This window comes from Brevundimonas sp. GW821-FHT10E09, from assembly GCF_058809375.1.
Map to the genome: position 1 here is coordinate 93,120 of NZ_JBXASO010000009.1, position 16,712 is coordinate 109,831.

A 16,712-nucleotide genomic window follows, 5' to 3' on the forward strand; every position below is an offset into this window, starting at 1 on the left:
CGTCGATCCGGCGCCGCCCAGGTCCCATGCTCATGCCGCGACGGGGCAGGAGGCGTGGGGCGTATAGGCGGCCAGGGAGACGGGGTTCTCGTCCAGCAGGTCGGCGATGGTGATCTTGGACAGGGCCTCGGTCGCGGCCTCGTCGGCGGCGGTCAGGGCCTTGCCGACCTGGCGGGGAATATGTTCGCTGATCGGGCAGCCCTTGGCCCCAGCGGGGGGCGAACCGATGTGGGCGCAGCCGTTCACCGCCTTCAGCACCTCGTCCAGTCGGATGTCTTCCGGTTGGCGCAGCAGCCAGGATCCGCCGGTGGCGCCGGGACGGGTGGCGATCAGTCCCGCCTTGGCCAGCAGCGCCGTCACGCGCCGCACCACGACAGGATTGGTCGGGACGGACGCCGCCAGCAAGGCGCTGGGCGCCGCCTGGGCAGGCGAAAAAGCGCCCTTGTGGGCCATATAGGCCAAGGCGTGGGCGGCGACGGGGAAGCGCTGGCTGTCTGACATGGTTGTGTTCCTGTAAGGAAAATAGGCGCTCCTGGACCGAATCACAAATCCTTGTGGTGCAAGGGGAAACCGAATCCCCGCGCCCACGATTGAAGCGGGCGCGGAATGGGCCTAAAGGCTCGCCGCTTTGAAGGGCTCGACCTGTCGTCGGAGACCCGGAGGATACGCATGGCCGGGGATACTCCCCACGACGCGGGCGCTCTCCCCGCCGCGTCGAACACGCCGGACAAACCCACCCACGCCACGGGACCCGAGTCCCACGCTCCAGGGGGCCAGATCGCCAAGCACGGCGGCTTCTGGGCCCTGACCCTGGGCGCGATCGGCGTGGTGTTCGGCGACATCGGCACCAGCCCGCTTTACGCCCTGCGTGAAGCCATCGCCCACGCCCAGTCGGGCGTCGGCGGCGACCTGGCCGTGATCGGCGTCGTCTCCCTGGCCTTCTGGGCCCTGATGGTGGTGGTGACGTTCAAATACGTCTTCTTCCTGATGCGCGCCGACAACAAGGGCGAAGGCGGCACCCTGTCGCTGATGGCCCTGGCCCAGTTCGCGGTCGGCCGGCGCAGCGCCTGGATCTTCATCCTGGGCGTCTGCGGCGCGGCCCTCTTCTATGGCGACGGCATCATCACGCCCGCCATTTCGGTTCTGTCGGCCGTCGAGGGCCTGCAGGACGCGCCGGGCCTGTCGGGCAAGCTCGATCCGTTCATCGTGCCGATCTCGGCCGGAATCCTGATCGCCCTGTTCATGGCCCAGTCGCGCGGCACCGCCAGCCTGGCCAAATATTTCGGCCCGATCACCGCCGTCTGGTTCCTGTGCCTGGGCGGGCTGGGCCTGTACCACATCTTCGACGACGTCAGCGTGCTGCGCGCCCTGTCGCCCCACTATGGCGTCATGCTGCTGTTGAAGGACGGTTTCCTGGGCTTCATCATCCTGGGCAGCGTCTTCCTGGCCGTGACCGGCGCGGAGGCCCTGTATGCGGACATGGGCCATTTCGGAAAGGCGCCGATCCGCATGGGCTGGCTGGCCTTCGTCCTGCCCTGCCTGACGCTGAACTATCTGGGCCAGGGCGCCCTGATCCTCGACAATCCCGGCTCGGCCGAAAACCCGTTCTGGAACATGGTGCCCGAGTTCGCCTACTGGCCCATGCTGATCCTGGCCACGGCCGCCACCGTCATCGCCTCTCAGGCCGTGATCACCGGCGCCTTCTCGGTCACCCAACAGGCTGTCCAGTTGGGCCTTCTGCCGCGCATCGACATCCGCAACACCTCCGAAACCCAGGCCGGCCAGATCTTCGTGCCGGCGGTCAACAGCTTCCTGATGATCGGGGTGCTGGTCTTGCTGGTCGTGTTCCAGAGCTCGCACAATCTGACCGCCGCCTATGGCGTGGCCGTCACGGGGACCATGCTGGTCAATACGCTGATGGCCTATTCGGTGATCCGCAAGGGCTGGAAATGGCCGATGTGGGCGGTGGCCGGGACCCTGGTTCCGTTCGCCTTCATCGACAGCGTCTTCCTGACCTCCAACCTGCTGAAGATCCCAGACGGCGCCTGGATGCCGTTGGTCCTGGGCGCCTGCCTAGTCCTGATCATGTGGACCTGGGTGCGCGGCACCCAGATCCTGACGGCCAAGACCCGCAAGGACAGCCTGCCGCTGAACGACCTGATCGAGATGCTTCAGGCCCGACCGCCGCACCGCGCGCCTGGCACCGCGATCTTCCTGACCAGCGATCCCGACGTGGCGCCGGTCGCCCTAATGCACAATCTCAAGCACAACAAGGTGTTGCACGAGAAGAACGTCATCCTGACCGTGCGCACCTCCGAACGGCCGCGCGTCAAGGAAGCCGACCGGGTGCGGATGGAGCCGATCAACGACGACTTCAAGAAGCTGACCATCACCTATGGCTTCATGGAGACGCCGAACGTGCCCCGCGCCCTGGGCCTGTGCCGCAAACAGGGGCTGAAGTTCGACATCATGTCGACCAGCTTCTTCCTGGGCCGCCGCTCGCTGATCCCGTCGGCGCGCCAGGGCATGCCCCTGTGGCAGGACCGGCTGTTCATCTTCCTGATGCGCAACGCCGCCAATCCGACCGACTTCTTCCATATCCCGCCCGGCCGTGTGGTCGAGCTGGGCGCGCAGGTGGCCGTATGAGTTCCGAAGGACGCGGTTCTGAAGGACGGGGCGGCGGTCACAGCTCACAGGCGCGCGGTCGCCGCATGGCGACCAAGGGCCGGCCGCGCCCGGCGCCGGTCGAGGTGGCGCAAGCTCCGTCGCAGGACGACATCGGCGTCGAGGCCCGGGTGGTGGCGGGCATCCTGCTGAACGCCGCGCTTGAGAAGCGCAACGGCCTGGACGAGGCCCTGTCCCAGCCCGCCGCCCGCGCGCTGGAGCCCGTCGACCGCGCCTTCGCCCGCGCCGTGGCCATGGCCGCCCTGCGTCGTCTGGGCGAGATCGACCAGATCCTGAACCGCCGTCTGCAGAAGTCGCCGCCCGAGGCGGTCCGCACCCTGATGCGCATCGCCCTGGCCCAGACCCTGGTGCTGGAGACCCCCGCCTTCGCCGCCGTGTCCACGGCCGTGAAGCTGGCCGAGCGCGATCCCAAGACCCGGCCCTACAAGAATCTGGTCAACGCCGTGCTGCGCGGCGTCGGCCGCGACGGCCCCGGCCTGACCACGGCTGAGAGCAATCTGCCCGACTGGATCGCCGCTCGCTGGAAGGCGACCTATGGCGAGGCCGCCCTCACCGGCCTGGCCCTGGCCGCCCGTGAGGAGCCGGCGACGGATCTCAGCCTCAAGCCCGGCGTCGATCCTGCCGCCGTGGCCGCCGCCGTCGAGGGCGAGGCGCTTGAGGGCGGCACCGTCCGCACCGGCCGTCGCGGCGACGTCGCGACCTGGCCCGGATTCGACGACGGCGACTGGTGGGTCCAGGACGCCGCCGCCGCCGTTCCCGGCCGTCTGCTGGACGTCAAGCCCGGCGAGACCGCCCTGGACATGTGCGCCGCCCCCGGCGGCAAGACCCTGCAACTGGCCGCCGCCGGCGCCTCGGTTGTCGCCCTGGACCGCTCGGCCCCGCGCCTCAAACGCCTCAGCCAGAATCTCGAGCGCACCGGCCTTACCGCCGAGGTGATCGCCGTGCCGGCCGAGGACTGGGAGGATGACCGCACCTTCGACGCCGTGCTGCTGGACGCCCCCTGCACCGCCACAGGCACCTTCCGCCGCAACCCCGAAGTCCTGCGCGCCACCAAGCCGGCCGAGGTCGCCAAACTGGCCGATGTCCAGCACCGGCTGCTCGACGCCGCCGCCGAACGGGTCAAGCCGGGCGGCCGTCTGGTCTATTGCACCTGTTCGCTGGAGCGCGAGGAGGGCGAGACCCAGGTCATCGCCTTCCTGCGCCGCAACCCCGGTTTCCGCACTGTCGCGGCGGACCCTGCGGCCCTGGGCGCCCCGCCCGAGGCCCTGACGCCCGAAGGCTGGCTGCGCATCCTGCCGTCCATGTGGCCCGAACACGGTGGCCTGGACGGCTTCTTCGCCGCCAAGCTGGAACGGATCGCCTAGGGTTTTCGAGACGCGCGGTTCGACGCGGACAGGGTGTCGGCGGATTTGCGCAGTTCGGCGTAATCCCGCTCGATCCTCGCTTTTTCCTGCGCCTTCCGCTCGGCGTCGAAGGCCTTGTAGGCCGCCTTGGCGTAGCGGTCGGCGTCGTCTCGGGACACGCGCCCGCCGTCGGTAAGTACGACGCGGCCCAGCCCTTTCAACTGCGCATCCAGCAGGGCCGCCGCCTCGGCCATGGTCGTCAGACGGCTGGTCTCCAGCTGATCCTCGAAGATGGTCAGCAACAGGTCGGTCAGCCGGTTCAACTCCCGCACCTCGCCCGGCGCCAGGAAGTTCTTGGCCACGGTCGCATCGGCCGCGCCGATCCGTTCGCCCTTCCAGGTCTGCAAGCCCATGTCGGCCGCCGCCGGGTCTGCGCGCGCCACCAGCACCTCGGCGGGCGTCTGGCTTGTCACGGCGAAGCAGAGCTTGGCCTGGGTATTGCGATAGAAGGTTCGCCAAGCGTCCGACTTGGGGTCATAATCCTGGCACAGGCTGCAGATGCGTCGGATTTCCGCATAGAGATTCGCTTCCTCGCTGCGAATGTCGCGGATGATGTCGCGCAGTTCGCGGATGCGATCCTGCTCGCCACCAGCCTTCATCCGCTCGGCGTCGACGACGAAGCCGCGCGTGGCGAAGCGGATCAACACCGCCGTCGCCCAGCGACGAAACAGGGTCGCCTGCGCCGAACTGACCCGGTAGCCGACCGAGATCACCATATCGAGGCTGTAGGCCCTGACCATGCGATCTGCCGGCCCCTTAATTTGCATAAAATGCAAATCGGCGGCCTCGCCCAATTCGCCCTCTTCCAGAATGGCGGCGATGTGGCGCGAAATCACGGAGACGTCGCGGCCGAATAGGCCCGCGATCTGGGCCTGGCTCATCCACAGGGCGTCGCCGTCGAAGCGGATCTCGACCCGCGCCCCGTCATGGGCGCCATAGATCAGGAAGCGGTCGCCGGACCCGTCCTCGAACACTCGGACCGGTTCCGCGGCGGACAGGTCTTCCATCGACATCGGGGCTTCCAGGGTGGATTTGGCGTGAACAAGAGTAGAACACGGCGGATCGTCTTCGCCAAGCCGGTTGCTCGACCCGCCTCGCCGCCTTATCCCGTGGCCATGGCCCTCACCCCCCTGATCTGCCCGTCCATCCTCGCCAGCGATTTCGCGCGGCTGGGAGAAGAGGTCCGCGCGCTGGAAGCCGCGGGCGCCGACTGGATCCATGTCGATGTGATGGACGGTCATTTCGTGCCGAACATCACCCTGGGTCCGGACATCGTGAAGGCGATCCGTCCGCACACCAGCCTGCCGTTCGACGTGCACCTGATGGTGGCGCCGGTCGATCCCTGGCTGGAAGCCTACCGTGACGCCGGGGCCGACCTGCTGACCGTCCATCCCGAAAGCGGGCCGCACCTGCACCGCACCCTGGGCCGCATCCGCCAGCTGGGGGCCAAGGCCGGGGTGGTGTTCAATCCGGCCACCCCCCTGTCGATCCTCGAAGAGGTGGTCGATCTGGTGGACCTGGTGCTGATCATGTCGGTCAATCCCGGCTTCGGCGGACAGAAATTCATCGACAGTTCGCTGCGCAAGATCGCCGGCGCCCGCGCCATTCTGGACCGCGCCGGATCGACGGCCCATCTACAGGTGGACGGGGGCGTGACCTCGGCCAATGCGGCGGCCTGCGTCGCGGCCGGGGCCGACGCCCTGGTCGCCGGCTCCTTCGTGTTCAAGGGCGACTATGCGACCAATATCGCCGCCCTGAAGGCCGTCCCGGCCGCCGCGTGAGCCCGATCAGTCCCTTCGCCCCGCGCGGCGCCGAAGCCACGCCCGACGTGGCCTCGGGTCAGATCCCCGGCTTGGCCGGCGCGCCGGTGCGAACCCCGGTGCGGTCGGGCGAGACGGCGACCGGACCGGGCCTGTGGCCGGCCATCGCCGGACGCCTGGTCACCCGTCAACTGTGGATCGAGCTGTACGGCCTGCCGGGTTACAGCCTGACGCTAAGCCCGTTCCTGGGCGGGGGCAAGGTCACGGCCTTCGCGGCCACGCCCCGCGATTTCCGGCCCCACGATCCCGCGCCGGGCAAGAATCTGCTGGTCGGTCGTTTCGTTCTGGCTGGCGCCTCGATGGAGGTCGAGGCGCCGGCGGATCCGTGGAACCGCCCCAGCCCGTCACGACCCTTCGCCGTAGAACTCCATGCCTTCAACTGGCTGCCGGCCTTGATGGCCCAGGGAGAGCGGGGCGCGCGCGAGGCCTTGCGTCTGACGCTCGCCTGGGCGGACACTTTCGCGCGTTGGTCGCCCTTCGCCTGGGGTCCCGAAATTCTGCCGCGCCGGGTGATCAACCTGGCCTGCGCCGCCCGCAAGATGGGCGCGGTGGCGACCGAGGCCGAACGGCTGAAACTGGCCGACAGCCTGGCGCGCCAGACCCGACAGCTGCTGCGCCCGCCCGGCGGTCTGGCGACCCGGGCCGAACGGTTGACGGCGGCGGCTGTCGGCGGCTGCGTTCTGGCCGGGGCGCCGGGTCAGGCCTTGCGGCGGCGCGCCCTAGGCGGCCTGACGAACGCCTTGAAGACCACGGTCCTGGACGACGGCGGCCATGCGTCACGCAGTCCCGAGGCCGGGTTGGAGCTGTTGCTCGACCTGCTGACCCTGGACGACGCCCTGGCCCAGCTGTCCGAGCCGACGCCAGACGCCGTGTCGGGCGCCATCGCCCGTCTGACCCAAGGCCTGCGGCTTCTGACCCTGCCCGACGGCCGCCTGGCCAGTTTCCAGGGCGGGGGACCGTCCACCGTCGCCCGTGTCGCCGCCGCTCGCGCCCATGACGAGACCGCCACGACCAAGGGCGATCCCGCTCATCCGCCGACCGGAACCGTCGCCGGCCTGACGCGGATCGCCAGCCCCTTGCTGGCCATCATCGCCGACGCCGCCTCGCCGGCCGGGGGCGCCTGGGGGGCGTCCGCCTGCGCCCAGCCGATGGCGCTGGAGATCGCCTGCGGCAAGGATCGTTTGGTGACCGGCTCCGGCTGGACCCCGCGGGCGACGGATCGTCAGGCCCTGCGGCTGACGCCCGGCCATTCGACCCTGACCCTGGGCGAGCGGTCGCTGAACGAGCCGCTGGGCGGCTGGAAGGGCGAGCTGCTGGGTCCACGCCTGGTCGGGCCGCCCATCCATGTCACCACCGATCAGCGCGACGGCGACGGCGCCGTCTGGCTGGACATGGAGCATGACGGCTGGAACGAGGCCTTCGGCCTGAACCACCAGCGCCGCCTCTATCTGGACCAGCGGATGGACGAACTGCGCGCTGAGGAGAAGCTGTTCCCGACGCCGGGCCGCAAGGAGATGATCCGCCAGATCGCGGCCCCCTACGCCATCCGCTTCCATCTGGAGCCTGGAGTTCAGGCCTCGCTGGCGCGGGACCGTCGCTCGATCCTGTTGCGCGGCGCCTCGGGCCGGGGCTGGTGGTTCCGCACCGACGGCCCCGACGTGGCCATCGAACCCAGCGTCCATATCGACGCCGGCCTGACCCGCCGCTCGCTGCAGATCGTGGTGCGCGGCTCGGCCCGCACCGACAGCGAGAGCCGGATCCGCTGGAAGCTGAGCCCGGCGGGCGCGAGCGGCGATCCGACGTGACCGACGCCGGCCGCCTGTGGATCGTGCGCGGTCTGCATACGGCCATCTATATCGTCATGTCCGTGGCCTCTTTCGCCGTCCTCTACGCTGGGATTTCGGGGCGAAGCGGGCCGTGGCTTTACGTCGCCCTGACCCTGGTGGCCATTGAGGTCGTGGTCTTCGTCGGCTGCGGCCTGAAGTGTCCTCTGACCGCCGTCGCCGTCCGCTACGGCGCCCGCCCGGACGGTCCTTATGACACCTTCTTTCCCGAGCGATGCACGCGTCACACCTTTCGGGTATTCGGTCCGCTGATCACGCTTGGGCTGGTCCTCAACGCGCTTCGCTGGTTCGGCCTGCTCTGATCCGTCCGCATACGGGGTGACGCACAAGCGCCCCGGTGCTAGACGCCGCGCCATCCTCCCCCAGCCTTTACGGACGCCGCCATGCCCGCCGCTCCCGACTTCCCGCCCGCCCCCGACCGGGTCAAGCCGCAACGCGCCCTAATCTCCCTGTCCGACAAGGCCGGACTGGAAGACGCCGCCCGCACCCTGAACGACCTGGGCGTCGAACTGGTCTCGACCGGCGGCACCCGCGCGGCGATCGCCAAACTGGGCCTGCCGGTCAAGGACGTGGCCGACCTGACCGGCTTCCCCGAGATGATGGACGGTCGGGTCAAGACCCTGCACCCCGTCGTCCACGGCGGCCTGCTGGGCGTGCGCGACGCCGCCGACCACGCCCAGTCAATGATCGACCACGGCATCGGCGCCATCGATATCGTCTGGATCGACCTCTATCCGTTCGAATCCACTGTTGCTGCGGGCGGCTCGTTCGAGGCGGCGGTCGAGAATATCGACATCGGCGGTCCGGCCATGATCCGTTCGGGCTCGAAGAACCACGGCTATGTCGCCGTCGCCGTCGACGGCGAGTCCATCGGCTTGATCCTCGAGGCGTTGAAGGCGGAGGGTTCGACCGATCTGGCCCTGCGCAAGCGGCTGGCCGCGCGCGCCTTCGCCCGCACCGCCGCCTATGACGCCGCCGTCTCCGGCTGGTTCGCAAGCCAGGTCGAGGACGCCGCCCCGGCCCGCAAGTCCATCGCCGGTTCTCTGGCCCAGACCCTGCGCTACGGCGAGAACCCGCACCAGACCGGCGCCTTCTACCGCACGGGCGAGGCCCGTCCCGGCGTGGCCCATGCGACCCAGATCCAGGGCAAGGAGCTGGGCTACAACAATATCGCCGACGCCGACGCCGCCTATGAGCTGGTCGCGGAGTTCGAGGCCCCGGCCGTGGTCATCGTCAAACACGCCAACCCCTGCGGCGTCGCGGTCGGCAAGGATCTGTCGGAAGCCTACGCCCGTGCGCTGGAATGCGACGCCGTCTCGGCCTTTGGCGGCGTGATCGCGGTCAACCGCCCGCTGAACGGCGACGACGCCCGCGCCATCACCGGCATCTTCACCGAGGTGGTCATCGCCCCCGGCGCGGATGATGAGGCCAAGGCAGTCTTCGCCGCCAAGAAGAACCTGCGCCTGCTGATCACCGACGGCCTGCCCGATCCGCACGGGCCGGGCGAGGTGTTCCGCTCGGTCGCCGGCGGCTTCCTGGTCCAGAGCCGCGACCGATCGCTGATCAAGCCCGAAGACCTGAAGATCGTCACGCGCCGCCAGCCGACGCCGACCGAGATCCAGGACATGCTGTTCGCCTTCACCGTGGCCAAACACGTCAAGTCCAACGCCATCGTCTACGCCAAGGACGGCCAGACCGCCGGCATCGGCGCCGGCCAGATGAACCGTCGCGACAGCGCCCGCATCGCCGCGATCCGCGCCAAGGAGGCCGGCGAGGCCAAGGGACTGGCCCATTCCCTGGCCCAGGGTTCGGCCTGCGCCTCGGAAGCCTTCTTCCCCTTCGCCGACGGCCTGCTGGAAGCCGTCGCGGCCGGCGCCACCGCGGTGATCCAGCCCGGCGGCTCGATGCGCGACGCCGAGGTCATCGCCGCCGCCGACGAGCAGGGCATCGCCATGGCCTTCACCGGGGTGCGGGTCTTCCGGCACTGAGGATCGACCCCGGATGATCCTTATCGAGGACGCCGACCCCGACCATGCCGACGCCAAAGTCCTGATCGCCGCCCTGTCCCAGCGACTGGCGGCGATCACGGGCTCCAGCGGCCAGGCCTCGTTCGACGAGGACGATGTTCGGGGGGGCGGGCGCCGCCTTCCTGCTGGCGCGGGACGAGCAGGGGCGGGCCATAGGCTGCGGCGCCTTGCGTCCGCTCCAGCCGGGCGTCGCCGAAATCAAACGCATGTACGCGGCGGTCGCCGGACAGGGCGTGGGTTCGGTCGTGCTCGCGGCTCTGGAGGCGAAGGCGAAAAGCCTCGGCTACGACGAAATCCGTCTGGAAACGCGCCGCGTCAACACGGTGGCCGTGGGCTTCTATCTCCGCGCCGGCTATCGCGAAATTCCGCCCTATGGCCGCTATGTCGGCCGACCGGAGGCTGTCTGTTTCGCCAAACCAATCGGATCGACTTCCGCCTAAGTTGACTGGACGCCCCCGGCGCGCCGTGATGGTCTGCGGCACCCCGTTTCTGGAGCCGTCCCATGACCACCCTGATCCGTCCCGAAGGCCAGACCCCCGATGATCTGAAGCTGAGCCGCAGGGCGGTGGGCGCCCTGGGGGGGCTGCTCTTCTCGGGCTATGCGGTCGCGGCCCTGGCCAAGGAGGCCCGACCCATCACCACCGACGCCGCCGGGCTCGAGACCGCCGAGGTGACCTATCCGGCGCCGGACGGGTTCGAACTGCCGGCCTATGTGGCGCGGCCGGCGGGCGAGGGGCCTTTTCCAGTCGTGGTGGTGGTGTCCGAGATCTTCGGCGTCCACGACTATATCAAGGACATCTGCCGTCGCCTGGCCAAGCAGGGCTACGCCGCCATCGCCCCGGCCTTCTTCAACCGGGTCGAGGATCCGGCGCCCCTGTCCGACATGGGCCGGATCATGCAGATCGTCGGGGCGGCCGACTATGAGCAGGTGATGGGCGATCTGTCGGCGACCCTGGACTGGGCCAGTCAGCAGCTGTGGGCGCGGGACGGCAAGGTCGGGATCACCGGCTTCTGCTGGGGCGGCAAGGTGGTGTGGCAGGCGGCGGCGCGCTTCGCCGTCATCGGCGCCGGCGTGGCCTGGTACGGCCGTCTGGCGCCGGCCCCCGACGCGACGCCGGTGCAAGTTTCATCCGGCCAGCCGTGGCCGGTCGATCTGGCCGATGACCTGAAGGCGCCCGTCCTGGGTCTGTACGGCGGCCAGGACCAGGGCATCCCCCTGGCCAGTGTCGAGCGGATGCGCGAGGCCCTGGCGCGAGCGGGCCAGACCGACAGCCGGATCATCGTCTATCCGGACGCGCCGCACGGCTTCCACGCCGACTACCGCGCCAGCTACGCCGAGGCGGACGCCCGGGACGCATGGGCGAAACTTCTGGCCCACCTCGACAAAGCGTTAAGGAGTTGAATTGCTACTGATGTGACGCATTGCGGAGGGCTCTGCGTCAGGGAGGGTGACATGGGCGGTTTGCGGTTAAGCCGGGCGGTTCTGCTGGGTGTAGGCCTGTTGTTTCTTCCCCTTGCGGCCTGTGGGGGCGGGGGAGGCGGCGGCGGGGGCGTCGTAACGCCCGTCGTGCCGCCACCACCGCCGCCTCCTCCTCCGCCGCCTCCTCCTCCGCCGCCGCCTCCTCCGCCCCCTCCGCCGCCGCCGCCCCCTTCGGTGTCCTCCACCGAGTATCTGCGGAACTACGGCCTGGCCAATATGAAGGCCGAGGTCGGGTGGCAGACCGGCGCCACCGGAAACGGCGTCACGGTCGCTGTGGTGGATTCCGGCGTCAGCAACAGCCAGGCCGATCTGGTCGGGCGGATTTCCACCGCCTCGACCGACGTGGTTCCGGGCCGCAACACCCCCTATGTCGCGAACGACAGCCACGGAACCCTGGTGTCGGGGGTGATCGCCTCGAACTTCAACGGACTGGGTTCGGTCGGCGTGGCCTATGAATCGACCATACTGTCGATCCGCACCGACATCTCCGACTGTAAAGATGAGGACGACGACGTCTGTTTCAGCAGTTCAGACCTGGTCCGGGCACTGGACTTCGCCGTGGCCAACGGGGTTAAGATCATCAACATGTCCCTGGGCGGCGACGGTCGGCTGGGCTCCGCCTTCGAGGCGGCCCTGTTGCGCGCGGTCGATTCCGGGGCGGTCATCGTCGCCTCGTCGGGCAATGACGGCGAGGCCAATCCCGGCTGGCCTGCGCAATATGCGGTGGATCCCCGGTTCTCCGGCTCTGTCATCGCCGTCGGTTCGCACGGCGAGACCAATGTCATGTCCAGCTTTTCGAACCGCGCGGGGGCCACGGCCGCCGCCTATATTTCCGCGCCGGGCGAGGACGTCATCACGGGCTGCGACGGGACCCGCTGCTGGCGGATCAACGGCACCTCCTTCTCGGCGCCCCATGTCTCGGGCGCCCTGGCCCTGCTGATGGACGCCTTCCCCAATCTTTCGGCGCGTCAGGCCCTGGCCATCCTTCTCGACACGGCGCGCGACGCCGGGGACGCAGGGACCGACATCGTCTACGGCCGGGGCTTGCTGGACTTGGCCAACGCCTTCCGGCCGGTGGGAACGAGCTCGACCCCGATGGCCGACGGAGGCTCCATCGTCGCCGAGACCGAGCCGGGCAGTTTCGTCGGCCCCGCCTTCGGCGACGCCTTCTCGCGCCAGACCGCCCTGGGGACCGTCCTGTTCGACGGTTATGACCGGATGTTCGCGGTCCAGCTGGGCGGGGCCTATCCGACCGCGCCCAGCCGCTCGTACCAGGCCGCCCCGTTCGAGCCGAGCCGGACGGCGACGACCCGGCTGGCCCTGCCGAACGGGGGCCGCCTGAATCTGACGGCGTCCGAGCCGGTCGAGACGCCCGAGCCCATCGCTGCGCGTTATGACCTGACCGACGCGCCCTGGCTGGGCGACGAACCCCGTCAGGAGGCCATGCTGGACCTGGAGATGGGCCGGCTGAGCTTCGCCACATGGCAGGGTCGAGGCGGGGCGCGGTCGCCCTTCGACGCGGCCGGCGACGGTTTCGCCGCCCTGGCCCAGGCGGATCATGCGGCGCGCGGCGCCCTGCGGTTCGGGTCGCTGACCCTTGCGGCCGAGAGCGGGGGCGGGGACCGGCGTATGCCGCTGAGGCGGGTCGAGGCGGAGGCGTCAAGCTACAGCCGCGCCACCCTGGCCTGGCGCGGCGCAGAAGGCGGCCTGTCGGTCAGCATCGGCGGCCTGGACGAGCGTCTGGGGCCCTTGGGGGCCTTCCTGCCCGGCGGATCGGACTTCGCCCTGCCGTCGCGCACCCGCTTCTATGCGGTGGGCGGCGACTGGACCCTGAGGCCCGGCCTGGCCCTGATCGGCGAGGCCGGCGTCGGCTCGACCCGGAGCGAGGGCCGGTTCCTGTCGATGGACCAGGCCGCGATCAGTTCGAACTGGCGTCTGGGCCTGCTGACAGGGTGTTCGGCGCTCTGCGACCGGATCAGCTTCACCCTGTCGCAGCCGCTGCGGATCGAAAGCGGCGCCTTCTCGGCCTGGCTGGCGGATGTGCCGGTCGAGTATTTCGACCCCCTGACCTATTCGCGCCGCAGTTTCTCGGCCACGCCGAGCGGCCGCCAGATCGATTTCATCCTGGGCGGCGAGCGGAGTCTGTGGGACGGCTCAAACCTGACGATCCAGGCCGTGGCCAGCCGTCAGCCGCGCCATGTTGCGGACGCCGCGCCGGAATTCGCCTTGATCGGCGGATGGCGGCGGAGGTTCTGAGGGGGAGTGACTGGTGAATGGTGAGTCGTGAGCAAGAGGTGAGCGGCTTGCGGAGACACCGCAGCTCACTACTCACCCCTCACCAATCACGTCCTCACATCAGGCCTTGCCGTCGAAGGTCTGGCCTTCGGGCGCGGGGGCTGCGCCATAGGGGTTGGCGCCCTGCGCGCCCGAGCCCTTGGCCGCGACCACGACCATGGCCGGGCGGATGGTGCGGCCGAACAGTTCGAAACCGGACTGCATGGTCTGGAGCACGGCGCCGCCGGGAACCGTGTCCGACGGCTGTTCGATCATGGCCTGGTGCAGATGGGGGTTGAAGGCCTCGCCGGCCTCGGGCGCGACGCGCTTCAGTCCATTGGTCTCGAACGCCTGCAGCAGGGCCTTCTGGGTCATTTCCAGACCGGTCACGAGGGCCACGGTCGGGCCGTCCGTGTCCTTGGGCGCCGCCATCAGGGCGCGCTCCAGATTGTCGGCCACGCCCAGCAGATCCTTGGCGAAGCGCTGGATGGCGAAGGCGCGGGCGTCGTTCTGCTGCGTCTCGGCGCGGCGCTTCAGGTTCTCCATCTCGGCGGCGACGCGCAGGGCGCGGTCCTTCCACTCGTCGCGCTCGGCGATGACGGCGTCCAGCGGCGCGAGATTGTCCGAGGGATCGGCGTCCAGGCCGTGTTCGGCGTTGGTTTCCGCCATGTCGGCGTCCAGTTCGTTGAAGTCGTCGTTAAGGGGCTTGTCGCTCACTTGTCGTTCCCGTCCAGCATCCGGCCCAGCACCCGGGCGGTATAGTCCACCAACGGGATGACACGGGCGTAGTTCAATCTTGCGGGGCCTATGACGCCGATGGCGCCCAGGACCCGCTGTCGGCCGCTCATATAGGGCGCCGCGATCACGGCGGAACCCGAAAGTGAAAACAACCGCGTTTCGGCGCCGATGAAAATCCGCACGCCTTGCGCCGCATCCACCCCGTCCAGCAGGCCGATCAGTTGTTCCTTCTGCTCCAGGTCGTCGAACAGGACCCGCACCCGCTCCAGATCCGCCAGCCCCTCGCCGTCCTGCAACAGATTGGCGCGGCCGCGCACGATCAGGGCGCGCTCGCGGTCCGGGCCGCCGGACCAGGCGGCGAATCCGTCCTCGACCAGGCGGGCGGCGGTCTGGTCCAGTTCGCGCCGGGCGATCTCCAGTTCCTGGGTCATCTCGCGCTTGGCGTCGGCGAAGGGCCGGCCGCGCAGGCGGGCGTTGAGGAAGTTGGAGGCCTCCACCAGGGTGGAGGGCGTGACTCCCGCCGCCAGGGTCATGATCCGGTTCTCGACCGTGCCGTCGTCGGCGACGATGACCGCCAGGGCCTGATCCCCGCCCAGGGCGACGAACTCCACGTGTTTGACGCCGGACTCGCGCACCGGGCTGGACACCACGCCCGCGCCGCCCGCCAGGCCCGACAACAGGTTCGACGCCTCGTCCAGAGCGGATTCGAAGTTGCGGCCGCGCCCGGCCAGCCGGCCGTCGATCTCGCGCCGCTCCTCCTTCGTCAGGTCGCCGACCTCCAGCAGGCCGTCGACGAACAGGCGCAGGCCCGCATGGGTCGGGATCCGCCCCGCCGATGTATGGGGCGCAGCCAGCAGCCCGGCCAGGGTCAGGTCCTGCATCGTATTGCGGATCGAGGCCGGCGACAGGGCGATCCCGCCCAGCGACAGGGTGCGCGATCCCACCGGCTCGCCCGTCTCCAGATAGGATTCGACGATGCGCCGGAAGATGTCGCGTGCGCGCGCATCCAGACCCGCCAGCCCCGCAAAGGACTGGGCGCCGTCGAAGGGCGGGGTTTTGGGGGCATACAGGCTCACGGTTTCAGGATAAGCACCGCAGCCCCCGCTTCCAAGGACTCATCTCAATGCGCCATTCGCAACGCACCGACGATCAACTGCGTCCCGTGACCATCGAGACCGGCGTCAACCGCTACGCCGAGGGCTCGTGCCTGATCACCTTCGGCCATACCAAGGTCCTGGTGACGGCCTCGGTCGAGGAGACCATCCCCGGCTGGATGCGCGGCAAGGGCCAGGGCTGGGTCACGGCCGAATACGGCATGCTGCCCCGCGCCACCCACACCCGCGGCCGCCGCGAGGCCGCCGCCGGCAAACAGACGGGCCGGACGCAGGAGATCCAGCGCCTGATCGGCCGCTCGCTACGCGCCGTCGTCGATCTAAAGGCCCTGGGCGAACGTCAGGTGGTGCTGGACTGCGACGTCATCCAGGCCGACGGCGGCACCCGCACCGCCTCCATCACCGGCGCCTGGGTCGCCATGGCCTCGGCCCTCAACTATCTGCGCGACGAGGGCGTGCTGAAGTCCGACCCGATCCTGGACCAGGTGGCGGCCGTCTCGTGCGGCGTCTGCGACGGCGTGCCGGTGCTGGACCTGGACTACGAAGAGGATTCCGAGGCCGAGGCCGATTCCAACTTCGTCCTGACCGGCGCGGGCCAGATCGTCGAGGTCCAGGCCACCGGCGAGAAGCGCGGCTTCTCCCGCGCCGAGTTCGACCGGCTGTTCTCCCTAGCCGAAATAGGCTGCACCGAACTGTTCGCCCTGCAAAAGGCCGCGCTGGAGGCGGTGCGCCGATAGGGGCTTTCGCGCGTTAAGGGGACGGTTCATCGTCTGGGTGATCCGTCCCTGCCCGGAGATGCCGATGCGCCGCCCCCTGTTCATCAGTTCCGCCTCAGCCGCCGTTCTGGCCTTCGCCCTGACGGTCGCGGCCTGTCAGCCCGGAAGCGACGCCCCCAACGCCTCTTCCTCTGGCGCCTCTTCCTCTGACGCCTCTTCCTCTGGGACCGTTTCGTCGGCGGTCCCCAGCCCCGCCGCTCCTGGCCCCGCCCCGGCCGGGACCCCCGCAGCGCCGACGCCGGCGCCGTCGGAAGACACTCAGGCCCGGATTCCGGAAGGACCGGACATGAGGCCCGAGCGGATTCCCGCCAGTGAAATCCCCTGTCGTGAGCAGATCGGCGAGGCGGCGTCCGCGCGCCTGGTGGAACGCTGCATCCAGGTCAGCCCTGCGACCCACCCGCCCTGCAACGCCGCCAACCCCTGCGACCTGATCCAGGGCGAGATCGACCGGTCCTGCAAATTGTGGGCGCGCGACGGCGATCCGCCGGCGGCGTGCCGGTCTTAGGACAGGCCGCCATGAAAAAGGCCCCGCCGTCGCCGGCGGGGCCTTCTC

Annotated in this window: 15 protein-coding genes; 11 read left to right on the plus strand and 4 right to left on the minus strand. The window is 69.5% G+C overall.

Annotation, left to right across the window (positions count from 1 at the left end):
• Positions 1-30 precede the first annotated feature (30 nt).
• On the minus strand, positions 31-501 hold the full coding sequence (locus tag AC1RSI_RS10160; protein ID WP_008264287.1) for an Rrf2 family transcriptional regulator: 471 nt from the start codon (positions 499-501) through the stop codon (positions 31-33).
• Positions 502-669: 168 nt separating this feature from the next.
• Between AC1RSI_RS10160 and AC1RSI_RS10165 the strand changes: the two genes are divergently transcribed.
• Positions 670-2,646 (plus strand): potassium transporter Kup, encoded by a 1,977-nt coding sequence (locus AC1RSI_RS10165; RefSeq protein WP_035308235.1) that lies wholly within the window; start codon positions 670-672, stop codon positions 2,644-2,646.
• A 65-nt stretch (positions 2,647-2,711) separates the two neighbouring features.
• On the plus strand, positions 2,712-4,049 hold the full coding sequence (locus AC1RSI_RS10170) for an RsmB/NOP family class I SAM-dependent RNA methyltransferase (protein ID WP_154726321.1): 1,338 nt from the start codon (positions 2,712-2,714) through the stop codon (positions 4,047-4,049).
• On the opposite strand, the gene rhuM is transcribed toward AC1RSI_RS10170, so the two are convergent.
• The gene (gene rhuM, locus AC1RSI_RS10175; RefSeq protein ID WP_008260382.1) at positions 4,046-5,101 is read right to left on the minus strand and encodes a RhuM family protein; all 1,056 of its coding nucleotides are present in this window, start codon (positions 5,099-5,101) and stop codon (positions 4,046-4,048) included. The two genes, AC1RSI_RS10170 and rhuM, sit on opposite strands and share 4 nt — an antisense overlap.
• Before the next feature lie 102 nt (positions 5,102-5,203).
• Here rhuM and rpe point away from each other — a divergent pair, with 102 nt between their 5' ends.
• The 7 genes from rpe (at position 5,204) to AC1RSI_RS10210 (ending at position 13,515) form a co-directional block, all read left to right on the plus strand.
• Entirely contained in the window at positions 5,204-5,869 is a 666-nt protein-coding gene (gene rpe / locus AC1RSI_RS10180) for a ribulose-phosphate 3-epimerase (protein WP_154726328.1), read from the plus strand.
• The gene (locus AC1RSI_RS10185; protein WP_154726322.1) at positions 5,866-7,713 is read left to right on the plus strand and encodes a heparinase II/III family protein; all 1,848 of its coding nucleotides are present in this window, start codon (positions 5,866-5,868) and stop codon (positions 7,711-7,713) included. Before rpe ends, AC1RSI_RS10185 begins: the two co-directional genes overlap by 4 nt.
• On the plus strand, positions 7,710-8,054 hold the full coding sequence (locus AC1RSI_RS10190) for a hypothetical protein (protein WP_154726323.1): 345 nt from the start codon (positions 7,710-7,712) through the stop codon (positions 8,052-8,054). Before AC1RSI_RS10185 ends, AC1RSI_RS10190 begins: the two co-directional genes overlap by 4 nt.
• A gap of 81 nt (positions 8,055-8,135) precedes the next feature.
• Complete coding sequence (gene purH / locus AC1RSI_RS10195; protein ID WP_154726324.1) at positions 8,136-9,740, plus strand: bifunctional phosphoribosylaminoimidazolecarboxamide formyltransferase/IMP cyclohydrolase; 1,605 nt, start codon at positions 8,136-8,138, stop codon at positions 9,738-9,740.
• Between the two features lie 134 nt (positions 9,741-9,874).
• Positions 9,875-10,219 (plus strand): GNAT family N-acetyltransferase, encoded by a 345-nt coding sequence (locus AC1RSI_RS10200; RefSeq protein ID WP_230307652.1) that lies wholly within the window; start codon positions 9,875-9,877, stop codon positions 10,217-10,219.
• Between the two features lie 62 nt (positions 10,220-10,281).
• Positions 10,282-11,181 carry a dienelactone hydrolase family protein gene (locus tag AC1RSI_RS10205; RefSeq protein WP_154726325.1) on the plus strand — a complete coding sequence of 300 codons (900 nt, stop codon included), beginning with the start codon at positions 10,282-10,284 and terminating at the stop codon, positions 11,179-11,181.
• A gap of 252 nt (positions 11,182-11,433) precedes the next feature.
• Complete coding sequence (locus AC1RSI_RS10210; protein WP_230307749.1) at positions 11,434-13,515, plus strand: S8 family peptidase; 2,082 nt, start codon at positions 11,434-11,436, stop codon at positions 13,513-13,515.
• Positions 13,516-13,614: 99 nt separating this feature from the next.
• Here the strand turns inward: AC1RSI_RS10210 and grpE are convergent, their stop codons facing one another.
• A complete protein-coding gene (grpE, locus tag AC1RSI_RS10215) occupies positions 13,615-14,202 on the minus strand; it encodes a nucleotide exchange factor GrpE (RefSeq protein ID WP_372705007.1) in 588 nt (195 codons plus the stop codon).
• Positions 14,203-14,246: 44 nt separating this feature from the next.
• The gene (hrcA, locus tag AC1RSI_RS10220; protein WP_052005170.1) at positions 14,247-15,341 is read right to left on the minus strand and encodes a heat-inducible transcriptional repressor HrcA; all 1,095 of its coding nucleotides are present in this window, start codon (positions 15,339-15,341) and stop codon (positions 14,247-14,249) included.
• A 53-nt stretch (positions 15,342-15,394) separates the two neighbouring features.
• On the opposite strand from hrcA, the gene rph reads away from it, so the two are divergent.
• Both rph and AC1RSI_RS10230 read left to right on the plus strand, forming a co-directional pair.
• Entirely contained in the window at positions 15,395-16,120 is a 726-nt protein-coding gene (rph, locus tag AC1RSI_RS10225; protein ID WP_008259300.1) for a ribonuclease PH, read from the plus strand.
• A gap of 64 nt (positions 16,121-16,184) precedes the next feature.
• A complete protein-coding gene (locus AC1RSI_RS10230; protein ID WP_291756075.1) occupies positions 16,185-16,664 on the plus strand; it encodes a hypothetical protein in 480 nt (159 codons plus the stop codon).
• Positions 16,665-16,712 lie beyond the last annotated feature (48 nt).